This is a genomic window from Vibrio sp. 10N.222.55.C6 (genome assembly GCF_041473395.1).
Classification (GTDB): Bacteria; Pseudomonadota; Gammaproteobacteria; order Enterobacterales; family Vibrionaceae; genus Vibrio; species Vibrio crassostreae_C.
On record NZ_JBFRSD010000004.1, the window covers coordinates 85,829 to 99,544 of the forward strand.

Genomic DNA, 13,716 nt, shown 5'->3' on the forward strand with positions numbered 1-13,716 from the left:
TATACCCATTACAGTTCGCCCCCTTGAACGGTCTGACGTCTTGAACCTCTTAACTCCGACACTCCACTATAATTTTCAATAACATTTCTAACGTCAGCATCAATCGGAACTTCATAGCTATTACTGCGATACACCTCCAAGTGCATCGTTTTTTCAGCAAGCGACACTCTTGCAATATCTACCGGATCAATCTCAATAATGACAACAGCTTGCCCGGTTTCCTCACCTGCGGATGCCGCCGGCTGAAACGTAGAATCGAGATTACCATCATCACCTTTGCTGCCACTCGACGTACCGAGCACCTTAGCTCGCTTAAGAAGCAAATTAGCATTAACACCATTAAAGCCAATACGTCTATCAAGGTCACCGGACAGATTTTCCACCGGCGAGCTTATTGATAACACATCAACATAAATTCCAGGTCTTATATAATCTAATATTAGGTTAGTACTGCTGACTAATAGTGGGTAAGGCTCTTTACCTTCTGATATAAGCAAATCAATATATCCAGGAGAACCTTTTTTATTTTGGTATTCGGGTAAAACCAAATCACCTTGGGATAAATTTCTATTAAGTAATGTGGCTGGAGAAAAATCTAAATTTACATCAGCCTTAATCCCTTCCCCAATGGCCAAACTCTTAAGAATTTGCTCTCTCTTAACCAAAGAAGCATCGATCGGTTTCCCCTTAACGAGTTGGATGTTTGCTCGCCAGACCTGAACGTATTCTTCAGTTTTTTCAACCGTAGGTTCACTCGTCTTATTTAGGTTCTGATATATTCCATAACCGCCGATTGCAACAGCTGCTACAGCAACAAACAGACTGAGACTTTTTTTCATACAAAACCTCCTGTTACAACATTTTTGAAAATGACCAGAGCAAAACCACTACAGATCGCAACGCCATATGGAATACCTTCATTCGTCGGTTTTAAAGTGCTTAATCCATCCCAAATATTGGAACCATATTTCCCACAAAAATGAAGTAGTAGATAAGTAACAGAAATAACTCCACCAATCAAAATCACCAATATAGTGGCTACAAAAATATCGTTCGCTGGTATCGCTAAAGAGAAAGCCAAAATAAGCTTAACATCGCCCCCACCAATAAAATTTGCTAACCAAAAACTAATAAGAACGACACCTAAAACAAAAACAATCAATATCTTACTAAAATCTGAGGTCGTAAACCCTAAAGTAAAAGAAGCTATCGCAATAATTACGACATATAAATTAGGTATTTCTCTCTCCGTTATATCTTTAAAACATATTATCAAACTAAAGAAAATAAGAGTAATAAATGCGGATATATATAACATAATTTACTCTCATAAAAATTTACAAGTAACACTTTATCAAATGAAGTTATTAGCTACCTAATGTCAAATTTCGGTAATATTAGGTAGCTAATCAAGCCTAAAATTAGTCGCCAAGGCTAAGATTTGTTTTAATAGTTGCAAACGACGTTTCCAAAGTGTCTACAAAACTAGTCGCATCTGTATAAAAAACTGCGATTAACATGGTTGCCATTGCAACAGCGATTAACCCATATTCAATCGCGGTAACGCCTTTTTCATCATTTTTAAGTTTATTCAAATAATTGAGCATATTTACGTGAAGTTTAGTAATCATGATGCCATCCTTTTTTCATGCTTCTAGTGCAAAGCAATTAGATCTTAGTAATCAGATCACTTTCTCACATTCGGTTACTATCGGTTTCCCCGATATCAAAACCAAAAATACACGCGATTTAAAAGTGGTTATTTTTTCATATTACCTATCTAATTAATTTTAAGGGATTTAGCTTCTAAATTAATATTTATTCTTGAAAATTAAGTTCATTGCACCCAAAGTTAAAATGTGATATACATCACACTTTAAATTCAAATAGTGCCAATTCAGATTATTAGTATTAGCCTAATACTTACGGTGCAAAGCCTGTAGGAGGGAGATATGAGGCTCACTTTAGACAATTTAATCTCATTTCATACTGTTGCCTCTGAAGGTTCGTTCAGTTGTGCTGCGAGGAAACTAGGTAAATCGCAATCAACGATAAGTGGAGCGATAAAAAATCTAGAACAAGATTTAGGATATTTTCTTTTTGATAGAGGTGGTCACACCGTATCATTAACCGATAAAGGAAAAAAAATATATGCGCTAACCACACCAATAATAAGCAAACACAAAGAGTTAAGTAACATTGCTAAAAATCTATCAAATTCAAATTTAACAAAAATAAAAGTAGGTATTGACCTACTAATGCTAAATTCAAATGTAAGAAATGCTCTTATTGAATTTTCTGAGGAGTTTCCAGAAGTTGAGATAAACGTTGTAACAAAACCAAGCTATATTTTAGGTGATTATATCAATCGTAAGAAAATTGATATCGCGATAGGAAACCCCTATCACAAAACCATCTATAACTTTAATATAGAAGAATTATTTTTAGTTAATTGCATTTGGGTGGCGAGTAAAGAAGTCGTTCAAAACTCAAAATTCAATTCAAAAAACAATCGATTGTTATTGCTTGATGGATATAAAGATATTATTGATTATTCCATCATTTCAAGCCATAACATTTGGGTATTGGATGATATTAGTACTATCCTTGAACTCTGTAGCGCAGGGAAAGGGATAGCCCTTCTTCCACAGCATATCATTGAAACCAAAACAGTAATGAACAAATTAATAAAAATACCCAGTGATACTCAATTGTTTGGTAAGCAAATATATGCGTCCATGATCTGGCCATTGCACAGTGAGTTTGGAAAATATCATCAGTGGATTCATAACAGACTAAGAAGTACCTATCACCTATGAAACATGAACAACAGCTCTATTAAAATATGAAGTATCTCTGTCTTTCAGCTTCATTGATATTAATTAGTTTTAATAGTGAGATCTCAGCGAAAGTGACTTATATGAGAGACTCGATAAACTCTTATGAAGAACTGCAAGAAAATCAAAGATTGCAGCGAATTGTGGTTCCGAAAAGCAAAAGAATACACGAAATACGAGCTTCCAAAACCGATCCACCCGTACTTCTATCCCATAAAATCACTGACAGCGTCAGCAATAAATATACAATATATCAAACTCACATTGAGCGTTCTGCAACAAAGTGGGAAATTCCATCATCATTAATCGTTGCTATGATACACGCCGAAAGTTTCTTCGACCCAAATGCTGTTTCCCACGCCTCTGCTATTGGATTAATGCAAATTCTTGTTAATGGTGGGGCTGCTGAAGTTTCACGCGAACTTTATGACAATAGACCTATCAGAGCACAAGATCTCTTTATCCCTGAATTCAATATTGATGTAGGGACCGCTTATTTGCATCTCTTGGAGACGAAGTATCTCAACAACATTCGCTCCCCTAGCGCGAGAAGACTACTAGCAATTGCTTCCTATAACTGTGGGTTGTCTAATCTAATGAAATACTCCTTCGGTGATAAAGACATCAGTTCATTCTCCCAAAATATCAATAAGTTATCAGTTGATGAGTTATATACAATGCTAACAACACAATTACGTATTGCAGAAACAAGAACTTACGTAGCAAAAGTGTACAAACTAAACAAGCAATACCAAGCCTTGCTCAACTGATGCATATATTCTTATATGGCGATGGCGCTCATTAAATTTCTAACCTAAAGTTTGAACTGATAACAGCTCTGGTGATGGAATACAGTGGCAGCGTTGTTTCGATAATATCTTATAATAAACCGTGGACTTACACGTAGCGGATACCGAATCAAAAATAGCTGTAATTTCTTATCAATGTGGCTACAAGGATGTCTCGTATTTTTCAAGAATTTTTAAGAAAAGGACGGGCGTAACCCCTGCAAGCTACAGACGTGCCTGCACAGATAACAGAAAACGCTAATTTTACTCCCTAAAAGAAAAAATCATGGTACATTTAACATGATTTTAACAAAAATAACCAAAAATAACTTAGCGAAAAACATGGAGTTAGACAATGATTCAGCCTAACGAGTTTAGCCAAGAACAAGCAGCAGCTCTCCCTACACCCAATGACATGATTTTAAAATGGGCAGAAGAACGCCCAGATGAAGTCTATTTGAAACAGATTATTAACCGCCAATTTGTCGAATTTACTTATAAAGAAGTAGCCAACAAAGCACTGAAACTGGCGTCAGCATTAGAAGGACTCGGAGCCCAACCTGGCGATCGAGTCGCTCTCGTATCAAAAAACTGTGCAGAGTGGTTCATCTGCGATCTTGCAATGATGTTAGGAGATTTTGTCAGCGTCCCAATCTTTCCAACAGCGGGTGCAGATACCATTCAGTACTGTATTGAACACAGTGAAAGTAAAATTGTGATTGCGGGTAAGCTTGACGATTCTAAGGCCACTCAAAAAGTACTTGATGACAATCCGAGCTTAGTGAGTATTTCACTGCCATACGACAGCGCAGCGAAGTGCCAACACACTTTCGAGCAGCTCATTGATACACATGAACCATCAACCAAACGTCCTCAGCATCACGACGATAAGCTGATGTCACTTGTTTATACATCGGGTACATCAGGGCTACCAAAAGGCGCAATGCTCACCTACGGCGCGTTTACTTGGTCTGTTCAAAGGTTGATTGACCATATAGGAATCCAACCTGGCGACCGCCTGTTTTCTTACCTACCGCTTGCTCATATTACAGAACGCGTTTACATCTTTGGTTCTTCAGTGATGGGGGGCGTGGTTACGGCTTTCCCTGAATCTTTAGACACCTTTATTGATGATGTGAAAATGCATCGCCCTACGCTGTTTATTTCAGTTCCTCGCTTATGGACTCTGTTCCAGCAGCGAATCCAAGACAAATTGCCACAGAAGAAACTGAACTTCTTACTGAAGATTCCGTTTATCAACAACATCATTAAGAAGAAACTTGCTGATGGCTTAGGGTTAGACCAAGCTCGCGTTCTTGGATGTGGTTCTGCCCCTGTATCACCTGCTCTACTCGCATGGTATGAGAGCGTTGGCCTGCACATTACCGAGGCATGGGGCATGACAGAGTCTTTCGCCTACAGCACGCTCAATTACCCATTCAGAGCCGATAAAATTGGTACGGTTGGTAATGCAGGTCCAGGGATCGAACTCAAAATAGCTGAAGATGAAGAGATTCTAGTTCGAGGCAAAGGCTTATTCTCTGGTTACTACAAGAATGATATTGCAACCCAAGAGTCTTTTAACTCGGATGGTTGGCTTCATACCGGTGATATCGGTGATATCGATAGTGAAGGTTACCTAACGATTCGTGGGCGTAAGAAAGATACCTTTAAAACCGCTAAAGGTAAGTTTGTTGCCCCTGTACCAATCGAAAACAAACTGTTTGAGTACAGCCGCGTAGAAATGATGTGTTTGATAGGTCTTGGCCTACCTGGTCCAATCCTACTTGTGGTACCGCATGACTTCCCTAATTTCGATAGAGCTCGCTATGAGAAAACGACAAAGCGCGTTATCGAGAAAATGAACGAGCAGCTCGGTTCACATGAGAAGATCAAAGGTGTATTGATGATTAAGGAACCATGGAGCATTGAGAATGGTGTGTTGACCCCGACTCTCAAAATCAAGCGACATATCCTTGAGCAGAAATACCATGAAGTTGGTCATAACTGGCCGAAAGATAAATTGGTGGTTTGGGAAGAATAATTAAAATCGAGAGGGAGCCATTATGGCTCCTTTTTTGGCAGCAAAGTACGCTCAACCTTAGATTAGCCAGTCCCTCCCCTAACACTCCCACTCACTCCCAAAACGATTTTTTCAGTTCCTTATCAACTTGTTCCTGTGTAATCCCTACATCTCTCAACAAATACTCTGGTAGCTCAGACAGCTGCTTTCTGGTTCTACGATTTTGAAAGTACATGCCTAATTTAGAATAGAATTTCTTAATTGATAATGATGACAAAAATGAATGGTTGGTATTTGCGGTTGCTGTGATCGTATCCATAACCTTTCTCCTGTTGATCTCTCGCTTTGTTATGGTCAATAATCGACCAATAGAGCAACATCGACAAACGATAGATACTGGCATTCAGTTAAGGAAAACTAATGTGAGAGAGCGCACCCCACCTTTCCAAGGGATATACTATTTTTATACTGCGGCTGAAACAGGCAGTTTTAAGCTTGCAGCAGAAAAGCTATTTGTCACGGCTGCAGCAGTCAGCCAACAAATTCGCCAACTTGAAGAATGGTTAGGCGCAGACCTGTTTATTCGTCAGCACCGAAAAATAGTACTCACTCATGAAGGTGAAGTGCTTTACCTGCAAGCTAAGAAAGGCTTTGCTCATATTCAAGATGGAGTAAGACGAATAAACCAAGACCCCAACCCCACTCAATTGTCGATTTCGACCGTACCCTCTTTTGCACAACATTGGTTAGTGCCTAGAATTGGCGACTTCCGCGACCGTCACCCAGATTTATCTATGTTAATAGAACCGACCAACAAACTGGTTACCTTTGAAGACTCAGCTGTCGATGTCTGTGTTCGATATGGTCATGGTAACTACCCAAATATTGAATCACGTTGGTTAATGGACGAAGTTGTTTACCCTGTCTGTCATCCTATCTATCAAGAAAAATATGGAATCTATGACATCAGCGATCTGCATAAAGCAGAGTTAATTGAAGACCGTTGGCCTGATATGGATTGGAATCTATGGTTAGACGTTGCTGGGGCGAAGGCAGGACGTTCATCATTGCAATTTGACGGCTCACATTTTGTTTTAGAGGGTGCATTATCCGTTCAGGGCGTTGCCTTGGTTAAGCACAGCTTGGTGTATCGCTATTTGCAGGAAAAGAAACTCGTCCGAATCGGTAATATCGCGCTGAAGCCTAAATACAATTACTTTTTATGCGCGCCTCCAGGTTACTTCCATCGAGAAAAGATAAAACGCTTCGAAGAATGGATGCAGACTCAAGTTAAATTGTTTGGTGATACAGGTAGAGAAGAGCTTTCGATTATCCACACCGATTACGAACTCAAATGGTCGGATAATTCATAAAGCGAAACTGGTATACTTAGCTCAAATAAATGGCGAGAACATCTCATGACACAAGACAATAATCCACTTCACGGTATCACTCTACAGAAGCTACTGACTGAATTGGTTGAACATTACGGTTGGGAAGAGTTGAGTTACATGGTGAACATCAACTGCTTTAAAAAAGACCCAAGCATTAAATCGAGCTTAAAGTTTTTGCGTAAAACAGATTGGGCTCGTACCAAGGTAGAGCAGATTTACATCGACTTAAAGCGTTAATCTCTCCCTACTTTATCTGTCCCGTGTTGATTAAATACGGGACAACCCCTGTGTCTACTTTTTAGGGGCCATATCAATATCACATCTCGCATCTCTCGCAGTATGTTACAAGCAATAAAAAGCCCCGCAAGCTTTCACTTGCGGGGCTTTTTTAGCTAATTGAGAAAAGGGCTAATTACTTACCAGCTTCTTTTTCTGCTTTAACTTTTGCAATCACTTCGTCAGCAACGTTAGTTGGACATGGTGCGTATTGTGCGAATTCCATAGAGAATTGGCCACGACCAGAAGTGATAGTACGTAGGTGACCGATGTAGCCGAACATCTCAGAAAGAGGTACGTCAGCTTTAATACGAACACCAGTAACGCCAGCTTGTTGATCTTTGATCATGCCACGACGACGGTTAAGGTCACCGATAACATCACCAACGTGATCGTCTGGAGTGAACACGTCAACGTTCATGATTGGCTCAAGAAGTTGCGCGCCAGCTTTAGGCATAGATTGACGGAATGCGCCTTTCGCTGCGATTTCAAATGCGATAGCAGATGAATCGACTGCGTGGAAACCACCATCGAAAAGTTCAACTTCAACGTCTAGAGTTGGGAAGCCAGCTAGTACGCCGTTTTCCATCATAGATGCGAAGCCTTTCTCAACTGCAGGCCAGAATTCTTTAGGAACGTTACCGCCCACAACTACAGAGTTGAACTTGAAGCCAGAACCTGCTTCGCCTGGTTTGATACGGTAATCGATCTTACCGAATTGACCAGAACCACCAGATTGCTTCTTGTGCGTGTAGCTATCTTCAATTGCTTGAGTGATAGTTTCACGGTAAGCAACTTGAGGAGCACCTACAGTTAGGTCAACGCCGTATGTACGCTTAAGGATATCTACCTTGATGTCTAGGTGAAGTTCACCCATACCTTTCAGGATAGTTTCGCCAGTCTCTTCGTCAGTCTCAACTTGGAAAGATGGATCTTCTGCAACCATTTTACCGATAGCGATACCCATTTTCTCAGAACCGCCTTTATCTTTTGGAGATACAGCGATTGAGATTACTGGAGTTGGGAATACCATTGGCTCAAGCGTTACTTGGTGCTTAGGATCACATAGAGTGTGACCAGTTTGCACGTTCTTCATACCAACGATCGCAATGATGTCACCAGCTTGTGCGCTAGTTAGTTCGTTACGGTCATCAGCTTGCATCTCAACCATACGGCCAACACGTTCAGTCTTGCCAGTGAATGAGTTAAGAATCGTGTCACCTTTGTTCAGTTTACCAGAGTAAATACGAACGAAAGTTAGAGCACCGAAGCGGTCATCCATGATTTTGAATGCAAGCGCTTTGAAAGTCTCATCTGTAGAAACGATAGCGTGTTCGCCAGTTTCTTCACCGTTCTCATCCATTAGAGGCTGAGGGTCAACTTCAGTTGGTGCTGGTAGGTAATCTACTACAGCATCAAGGATAAGTTGCATACCTTTGTTCTTGAACGCAGAACCACAGAACGTTGGGAAGAATGCGATATCACGAGTACCTTTACGGATACAACGCTTAACGTCTTCAATAGAAGGCTCTTCACCTTCCATGTAAGCTTCCATTAGGTCATCGTCTTGCTCTACAGCAGTTTCGATTAGCTCTTCACGGTATTGCTCAACGTCATCAACCATGTCCGCTGGAACATCTTTGATTTCGTAGTTTTCAGGAAGACCAGTGTCATCCCAAACGTATGCTTTACGGCTTAGTAGGTCTACAACACCAACGAACTCGTCTTCACGGCCGATTGGTAGAACCATTACTAGAGGAGTTGCACCTAGAACGTTTTTAACTTGGTCAACAACGTTGTAGAAGTCTGCACCCATACGGTCTAGTTTGTTAACGAAGATCAGACGAGATACTTCTGATTCGTTAGCGTAGCGCCAGTTAGTTTCTGATTGAGGTTCAACACCACCAGAACCACAGAATACACCGATACCGCCATCAAGAACTTTAAGAGAACGGTATACTTCAACTGTGAAGTCAACGTGTCCAGGAGTATCGATAACGTTTAGACGGTGATCGTTCCAAAAACAGCTTACAGCTGCTGATTGGATAGTAATACCGCGCTCAGCTTCCTGTTCCATGAAGTCAGTCGTTGATTCGCCATCATGTACTTCACCAGTCTTGTGGATTTGACCAGTTAGCTTAAGGATACGCTCAGTGGTAGTTGTTTTACCCGCATCAACGTGCGCGAAAATACCAATGTTTCTGTATTTCGATAAATCTGCCATTGTCTTACTCTGTTAATAGGATATAAAATGCGCGCAGAGTATATCACAATCTGTGAAGACTGATAGCTTTGCATGCATTTGGGACTAAAAAACTTTGCCTTTTTCTAACATATAGAAAAAGGCAATCTGTAGAAACAATCTAAATGATTGTTTAGTTTAGTGCTAATCTAAAGCGCAATTGGCGTTTTAAGTTAGACTGAATTTCTGCTGTATAGAGTAGCTGAAGTGAGCTCAATTACAACTCATCAAAAGCATTAATTGCTTCTGATAATTTTTTCACACCGTGGATCTGCATTCCTGGAATGCCACCTTTCGGCATGTTCGCTGCCGGTACAATCGCTTTCTTGAAACCGTGTTTAAAGGCTTCATTAAGACGTTCTTGCCCACTTGGTACCGGTCGAATCTCACCCGCTAAGCCTACCTCGCCAAATACCACCACATCTTTTGGCAATGCGCGGTCTCTGAAACTCGAAAGTAATGCCATCACTAAAGCAAGATCAGCACTGGTTTCGGTTACTTTAACACCACCGACGACATTCACAAACACATCTTGGTCAGCCATTTGTAAGCCCCCGTGTTTATGCAGCACCGCTAATAACAACGAAAGTCTGTTTTGTTCTAAACCAACTGCAACACGGCGCGGATTTGCCAGCTGGGAATAATCCACCAGTGCCTGGATTTCAACAAGAAGTGGACGTGTCCCTTCCCATACCACCATAACAGAACTACCTGACGTTTCTTCTTCGCCTCGAGATAGGAAAATAGCCGATGGATTACTGACTTCTTTAAGGCCTTGGCCTGTCATTGCAAACACACCCAACTCATTGACCGCACCAAAACGGTTTTTGTGACTACGCAGAGTTCTGAATCGACTATCGGTTCCGCCATCTAATAAAACAGAACAGTCAATAATGTGCTCAAGTACTTTTGGCCCTGCTAAGGTGCCGTCTTTAGTTACGTGTCCAACTAAGAACACAGCAACGTTATTCTGTTTTGCGTAGCGCGTTAATGCGGTTGCCGACTCACGAACCTGGGCAACACTGCCCGGTGAAGATTGAACATCAGCTACATGCATAACTTGGATTGAGTCGATGACCATGATCTTTGGCTGTTCTTTTTCAGCAACCTGGCAGATCTTATCAACGTTGGTCTCAGAGAGCATCTTTAGGTGCTCTTTTGGCAACCCAAGTCTAGAAGCGCGCATTGCAACCTGCTGTAGGGATTCTTCGCCGGTTACATAAAGTGTCGGTAATTGAGAAGAGAGCTGACACATGGTCTGCAATAACAGCGTTGATTTACCTGCCCCAGGGTTACCACCAATCAGGATCGCAGCGCCAGGAACAACACCACCACCGAGTACGCGATCGAGTTCTTTGAAACCACTGCTAAAACGTGGCACTTCTTGTAGATTAATTTCAGATAATGTCTGAACGCTCGATTCTGTTACAGAACCAGCATAACCAGATAATCTTTCATTGCGCGCTACCTGAGGTGAAGCGGCTAACCTAACTTCTGTAATCGTGTTCCAAGCACCACATGCGTTGCACTGCCCTTGCCAACGTGGAAAGTCAGCGCCACAGTCATTACACACATAAGCTCGTTTTGCCTTAGCCATAAAACCTCAATAATTTGCTTGGTAACTGGTAAATGTTACTATTTTGTGACCTTGTTGACCGTACGCATTAAAATAAACGTTGCAGTCATACCACTTATACTTAAAGATCGATTGAAACTAGCCGATAACATCAATGCACCGTCCATTCTAACAAGAAAAATATGCAGCAATCTGAAATTCTATCTGTAGCAGAACGACTTATCCCGGCTTACCACGCCGAAGATTTCGAATTCCTTCTTTCACAAATGACAGAAGGCGAATCGCCGTCTCTAAAGCTACTCGTTAAAATGGAACTGAATCGTATCATGGCTCCGTGTACAAAGAGCATTGATTTACGCGGGCGTATTGATAATGAATGTCGCCAGTTCACGCTAGACGGCCGTAAACACTGGCTTGATGACATCGCTTTGAATGCTTACCAACGCGGCACTAAAAAGTTTAAAGGTTACACAGAGGGCACGTGGGAGTTGGTAATGACACCACGAACTCAGCCACTTCGCAGTGTTGTTAATATCTCCTCTCAAAATAAACATGACATCACCAATGCGAATAGTCCATATGAAGCAGAAGCGATTAACTTGGGCTACGATTTAAAACGTCAAGAAAACAGACTCAAGATCAGTTCACAGGTTGAAGTGACAACATCTAAAGGTCAAAGCCTACATGGTGTGACAGTTGATATATCTCCGTCAGGCGCAAAATTCAAAGTACCAAGCACCTTTCGATACAATCTTGGTGAAATCATTAGTGTTAAATTCACAGAGTTGGTTGAGAAATCTCTAGAGATCGATGTTAACAAAGCCATTGAATTTCGTGTTTTGGGTATCGACGAATCTTATGAGAACAACGCGGTCAAATTTCTAAGAACCATAAAGGTAAGCGACAACAATATTGTGGCTCGCTTACTCGATGAGTCTTTAAATAGCACCAGTAAGAAAACCAGCCATGAGAATCAAGATAGGATTATTCGAACTCGTACTCGAGGAATCGAACATACCTATCTAAAGCATACTTGTAACCTACCCCTGTTTTTCAGCGGCAGCGAACTAAAGCTTGCCCTACTGACGGATAACAACCATCCATTATGGCAATATTGGCACGACGAACGAAATCAACAAGCGCTGGGTACCCTGTTCAACGAGCAACGTATGAACCTGTTGGCGAAACCAGGAGTGAAGGGAACCAGTAACGTTATCTACTCTTTTACCCATGAACACCAAAACAATACCTTGTTCTATTCAATGATGCTGCCTGAAGCCTCTCGTGAACAAAGACAGCTGTTCTGGCACATCGGTGGCAAACGTAAAAGTTGGAAGGCGTTCAAGTTCTCGGTTTTCGAACTTTCAGACACTGAGCGACAAGCATTAGCTAAACACTCGGATACGCTGGCTCAAAGCTCAGCTCAACTGACGCATTGCGGAATCTTGCAAGAGATTGGCGATCACGAAAGTGCGGCGGACTATCTTCTGAGTGAAAAGCCACGCATTCCAAGCAGTGAATTGAACCGCTTCCGTCACCCGCGTACTGTCGTCGGCAATATTCAAAGCATCTACTTTGACTCTCAGACTCGTCGTAAAGAGCCGAGATACCAATTTAAGTCACCGTTGCAACTTACATCACAAGATGGCACAGCGGCGAACGGACACACCTTAGATATTTCGAAGCGTGGACTGAGCATTAGCCTTGAACACCCAATGGTACTCAAGATTAATGATCCGGTATTAGTGAACTTCAATGAACTGCAGCTCTATGACAAGAACCTGCCATTGAGCACAGTGCCTTACCACGTAATTCGAGTGAGTCCGAATGGTCGCAACGTGCAGTTGGTTATTGCCGAGAACGCCAAGACAATGCGTACCATCGCTTTCCTTAATGGGCTTATCGATCAAAACCAAAGTAAGCTGATTAAGAAGCAAGAGATACTGCCAACACATTCGCTACTCGAATCACTGCACAACATTTTGTTGAGCAAGATGGTCAGTAACCCAATATTCATTGATAAGCCAAGTTCAACGCTGCGCTGTAAGATCATTGGTGTGAATTTCCCACTGAATAAGCATCTAACGTTACTTGCTAAACTTGGTCACAACCAAAAGTTCTCACTCGAGCCAATCTTCAAGGGTCACACCAACTCACTGTTGGCTGAGCCACTAAAAAGAATTGAAGGTGCGGAGCCTAAGCATCATGACGTGTACATTGCTGCAGTGAAGTTTGGCGACAAAATCCAGTCGGTACACACCAAGTTGGTCAAAGACTTCGCCTCAGCAAAGGAACGCATCTTATTCATCAAGAAAGCGCAGCACTTAGGTGATGTGTATGTATTGCGAGTCACCACGGCACCTATCTTTAATCCGCTAACGAGTTTATTCCAGTCGGATTTAGAAGAGCTTTCACGCATCAGTATGCATCAAGCTAAGAAGCTAGAGAATGAGGTGACGGCGTTTATCGGTTATGGCGAGATAGAGGACATTACCGATGAAGTGCTGATTCGATTGGAGCTAACACGCTAGCCTCGAGTGGCGTATTAACTTAAGCATGAAAATTGAAAAAGCAGGCTGA

The 13,716-nt window shown here is 41.6% G+C and carries 12 protein-coding genes and 1 pseudogene; 7 read left to right on the plus strand and 6 right to left on the minus strand.

The genetic code is table 11. From position 1 onward, the window contains the following. Window positions 1-8: 8 nt before the first annotated feature. The 3 genes from AB4486_RS04590 to AB4486_RS04600 all read right to left on the minus strand — a co-directional run bounded on the left by AB4486_RS04590 (window position 9) and on the right by AB4486_RS04600 (window position 1,631). A complete protein-coding gene (locus tag AB4486_RS04590) occupies window positions 9-839 on the minus strand; it encodes a hypothetical protein (RefSeq protein ID WP_017060821.1) in 831 nt (276 codons plus the stop codon). Further along, window positions 836-1,318 (minus strand): prepilin peptidase, encoded by a 483-nt coding sequence (locus tag AB4486_RS04595; protein ID WP_372099627.1) that lies wholly within the window; start codon window positions 1,316-1,318, stop codon window positions 836-838. Before AB4486_RS04595 ends, AB4486_RS04590 begins: the two co-directional genes overlap by 4 nt. Before the next feature lie 103 nt (window positions 1,319-1,421). Continuing rightward, window positions 1,422-1,631, minus strand: coding sequence for a Flp family type IVb pilin (locus AB4486_RS04600; RefSeq protein ID WP_372116580.1), 210 nt, complete (start codon window positions 1,629-1,631; stop codon window positions 1,422-1,424). Window positions 1,632-1,952: 321 nt separating this feature from the next. On the opposite strand from AB4486_RS04600, the gene AB4486_RS04605 reads away from it, so the two are divergent. From AB4486_RS04605 to AB4486_RS04620, 4 genes and pseudogenes are all read left to right on the plus strand, one after another. After that, window positions 1,953-2,819 carry a LysR family transcriptional regulator gene (locus AB4486_RS04605; protein ID WP_017060824.1) on the plus strand — a complete coding sequence of 289 codons (867 nt, stop codon included), beginning with the start codon at window positions 1,953-1,955 and terminating at the stop codon, window positions 2,817-2,819. Window positions 2,820-2,920: 101 nt separating this feature from the next. Then, window positions 2,921-3,607 (plus strand): transglycosylase SLT domain-containing protein, encoded by a 687-nt coding sequence (locus tag AB4486_RS04610; RefSeq protein ID WP_372116582.1) that lies wholly within the window; start codon window positions 2,921-2,923, stop codon window positions 3,605-3,607. A gap of 136 nt (window positions 3,608-3,743) precedes the next feature. Further along, window positions 3,744-3,887: pseudogene (locus AB4486_RS04615) on the plus strand (helix-turn-helix domain-containing protein); the annotation flags it as partial. 93 nt (window positions 3,888-3,980) lie between these two features. Then, entirely contained in the window at window positions 3,981-5,669 is a 1,689-nt protein-coding gene (locus AB4486_RS04620) for an AMP-binding protein (RefSeq protein WP_372116584.1), read from the plus strand. A gap of 91 nt (window positions 5,670-5,760) precedes the next feature. Here the strand turns inward: AB4486_RS04620 and AB4486_RS04625 are convergent, their stop codons facing one another. After that, on the minus strand, window positions 5,761-5,967 hold the full coding sequence (locus AB4486_RS04625; RefSeq protein ID WP_102393184.1) for a DUF1127 domain-containing protein: 207 nt from the start codon (window positions 5,965-5,967) through the stop codon (window positions 5,761-5,763). A gap of 103 nt (window positions 5,968-6,070) precedes the next feature. On the opposite strand from AB4486_RS04625, the gene AB4486_RS04630 reads away from it, so the two are divergent. Continuing rightward, window positions 6,071-7,021: a LysR substrate-binding domain-containing protein gene (locus tag AB4486_RS04630; protein WP_102398358.1), complete on the plus strand. Its 951-nt coding sequence runs from the start codon at window positions 6,071-6,073 to the stop codon at window positions 7,019-7,021. A 45-nt stretch (window positions 7,022-7,066) separates the two neighbouring features. Next, window positions 7,067-7,279, plus strand: a complete 213-nt coding sequence (locus AB4486_RS04635; RefSeq protein ID WP_012604684.1) for a VF530 family DNA-binding protein — start codon at window positions 7,067-7,069, stop codon at window positions 7,277-7,279. 175 nt (window positions 7,280-7,454) lie between these two features. Here the strand turns inward: AB4486_RS04635 and fusA are convergent, their stop codons facing one another. Next, window positions 7,455-9,542 (minus strand): elongation factor G, encoded by a 2,088-nt coding sequence (fusA, locus tag AB4486_RS04640; protein ID WP_017058825.1) that lies wholly within the window; start codon window positions 9,540-9,542, stop codon window positions 7,455-7,457. A gap of 235 nt (window positions 9,543-9,777) precedes the next feature. Beyond that, window positions 9,778-11,157, minus strand: coding sequence for a DNA repair protein RadA (gene radA / locus AB4486_RS04645; RefSeq protein WP_010436213.1), 1,380 nt, complete (start codon window positions 11,155-11,157; stop codon window positions 9,778-9,780). Window positions 11,158-11,318: 161 nt separating this feature from the next. Between radA and AB4486_RS04650 the strand changes: the two genes are divergently transcribed. Further along, on the plus strand, window positions 11,319-13,667 hold the full coding sequence (locus tag AB4486_RS04650; RefSeq protein WP_372116587.1) for a PilZ domain-containing protein: 2,349 nt from the start codon (window positions 11,319-11,321) through the stop codon (window positions 13,665-13,667). The last annotated feature ends 49 nt before the right edge of the window (window positions 13,668-13,716 follow it).

Bases quoted from the DNA above. Each gene is read 5' to 3' on its own strand.
- AB4486_RS04590 (WP_017060821.1), bottom strand. From the start codon at position 839: ATGAAAAAAAGTCTCAGTCTGTTTGTTGCTGTAGCAGCTGTTGCAATC.
- AB4486_RS04595 (WP_372099627.1), bottom strand. From the start codon at position 1,318: ATGTTATATATATCCGCATTTATTACTCTTATTTTCTTTAGTTTGATA.
- AB4486_RS04600 (WP_372116580.1), bottom strand. From the start codon at position 1,631: ATGATTACTAAACTTCACGTAAATATGCTCAATTATTTGAATAAACTT.
- AB4486_RS04605 (WP_017060824.1), top strand. From the start codon at position 1,953: ATGAGGCTCACTTTAGACAATTTAATCTCATTTCATACTGTTGCCTCT.
- AB4486_RS04610 (WP_372116582.1), top strand. From the start codon at position 2,921: ATGAGAGACTCGATAAACTCTTATGAAGAACTGCAAGAAAATCAAAGA.
- AB4486_RS04620 (WP_372116584.1), top strand. From the start codon at position 3,981: ATGATTCAGCCTAACGAGTTTAGCCAAGAACAAGCAGCAGCTCTCCCT.
- AB4486_RS04625 (WP_102393184.1), bottom strand. From the start codon at position 5,967: ATGGATACGATCACAGCAACCGCAAATACCAACCATTCATTTTTGTCA.
- AB4486_RS04635 (WP_012604684.1), top strand. From the start codon at position 7,067: ATGACACAAGACAATAATCCACTTCACGGTATCACTCTACAGAAGCTA.
- fusA (WP_017058825.1), bottom strand. From the start codon at position 9,542: ATGGCAGATTTATCGAAATACAGAAACATTGGTATTTTCGCGCACGTT.
- radA (WP_010436213.1), bottom strand. From the start codon at position 11,157: ATGGCTAAGGCAAAACGAGCTTATGTGTGTAATGACTGTGGCGCTGAC.
- AB4486_RS04650 (WP_372116587.1), top strand. From the start codon at position 11,319: ATGCAGCAATCTGAAATTCTATCTGTAGCAGAACGACTTATCCCGGCT.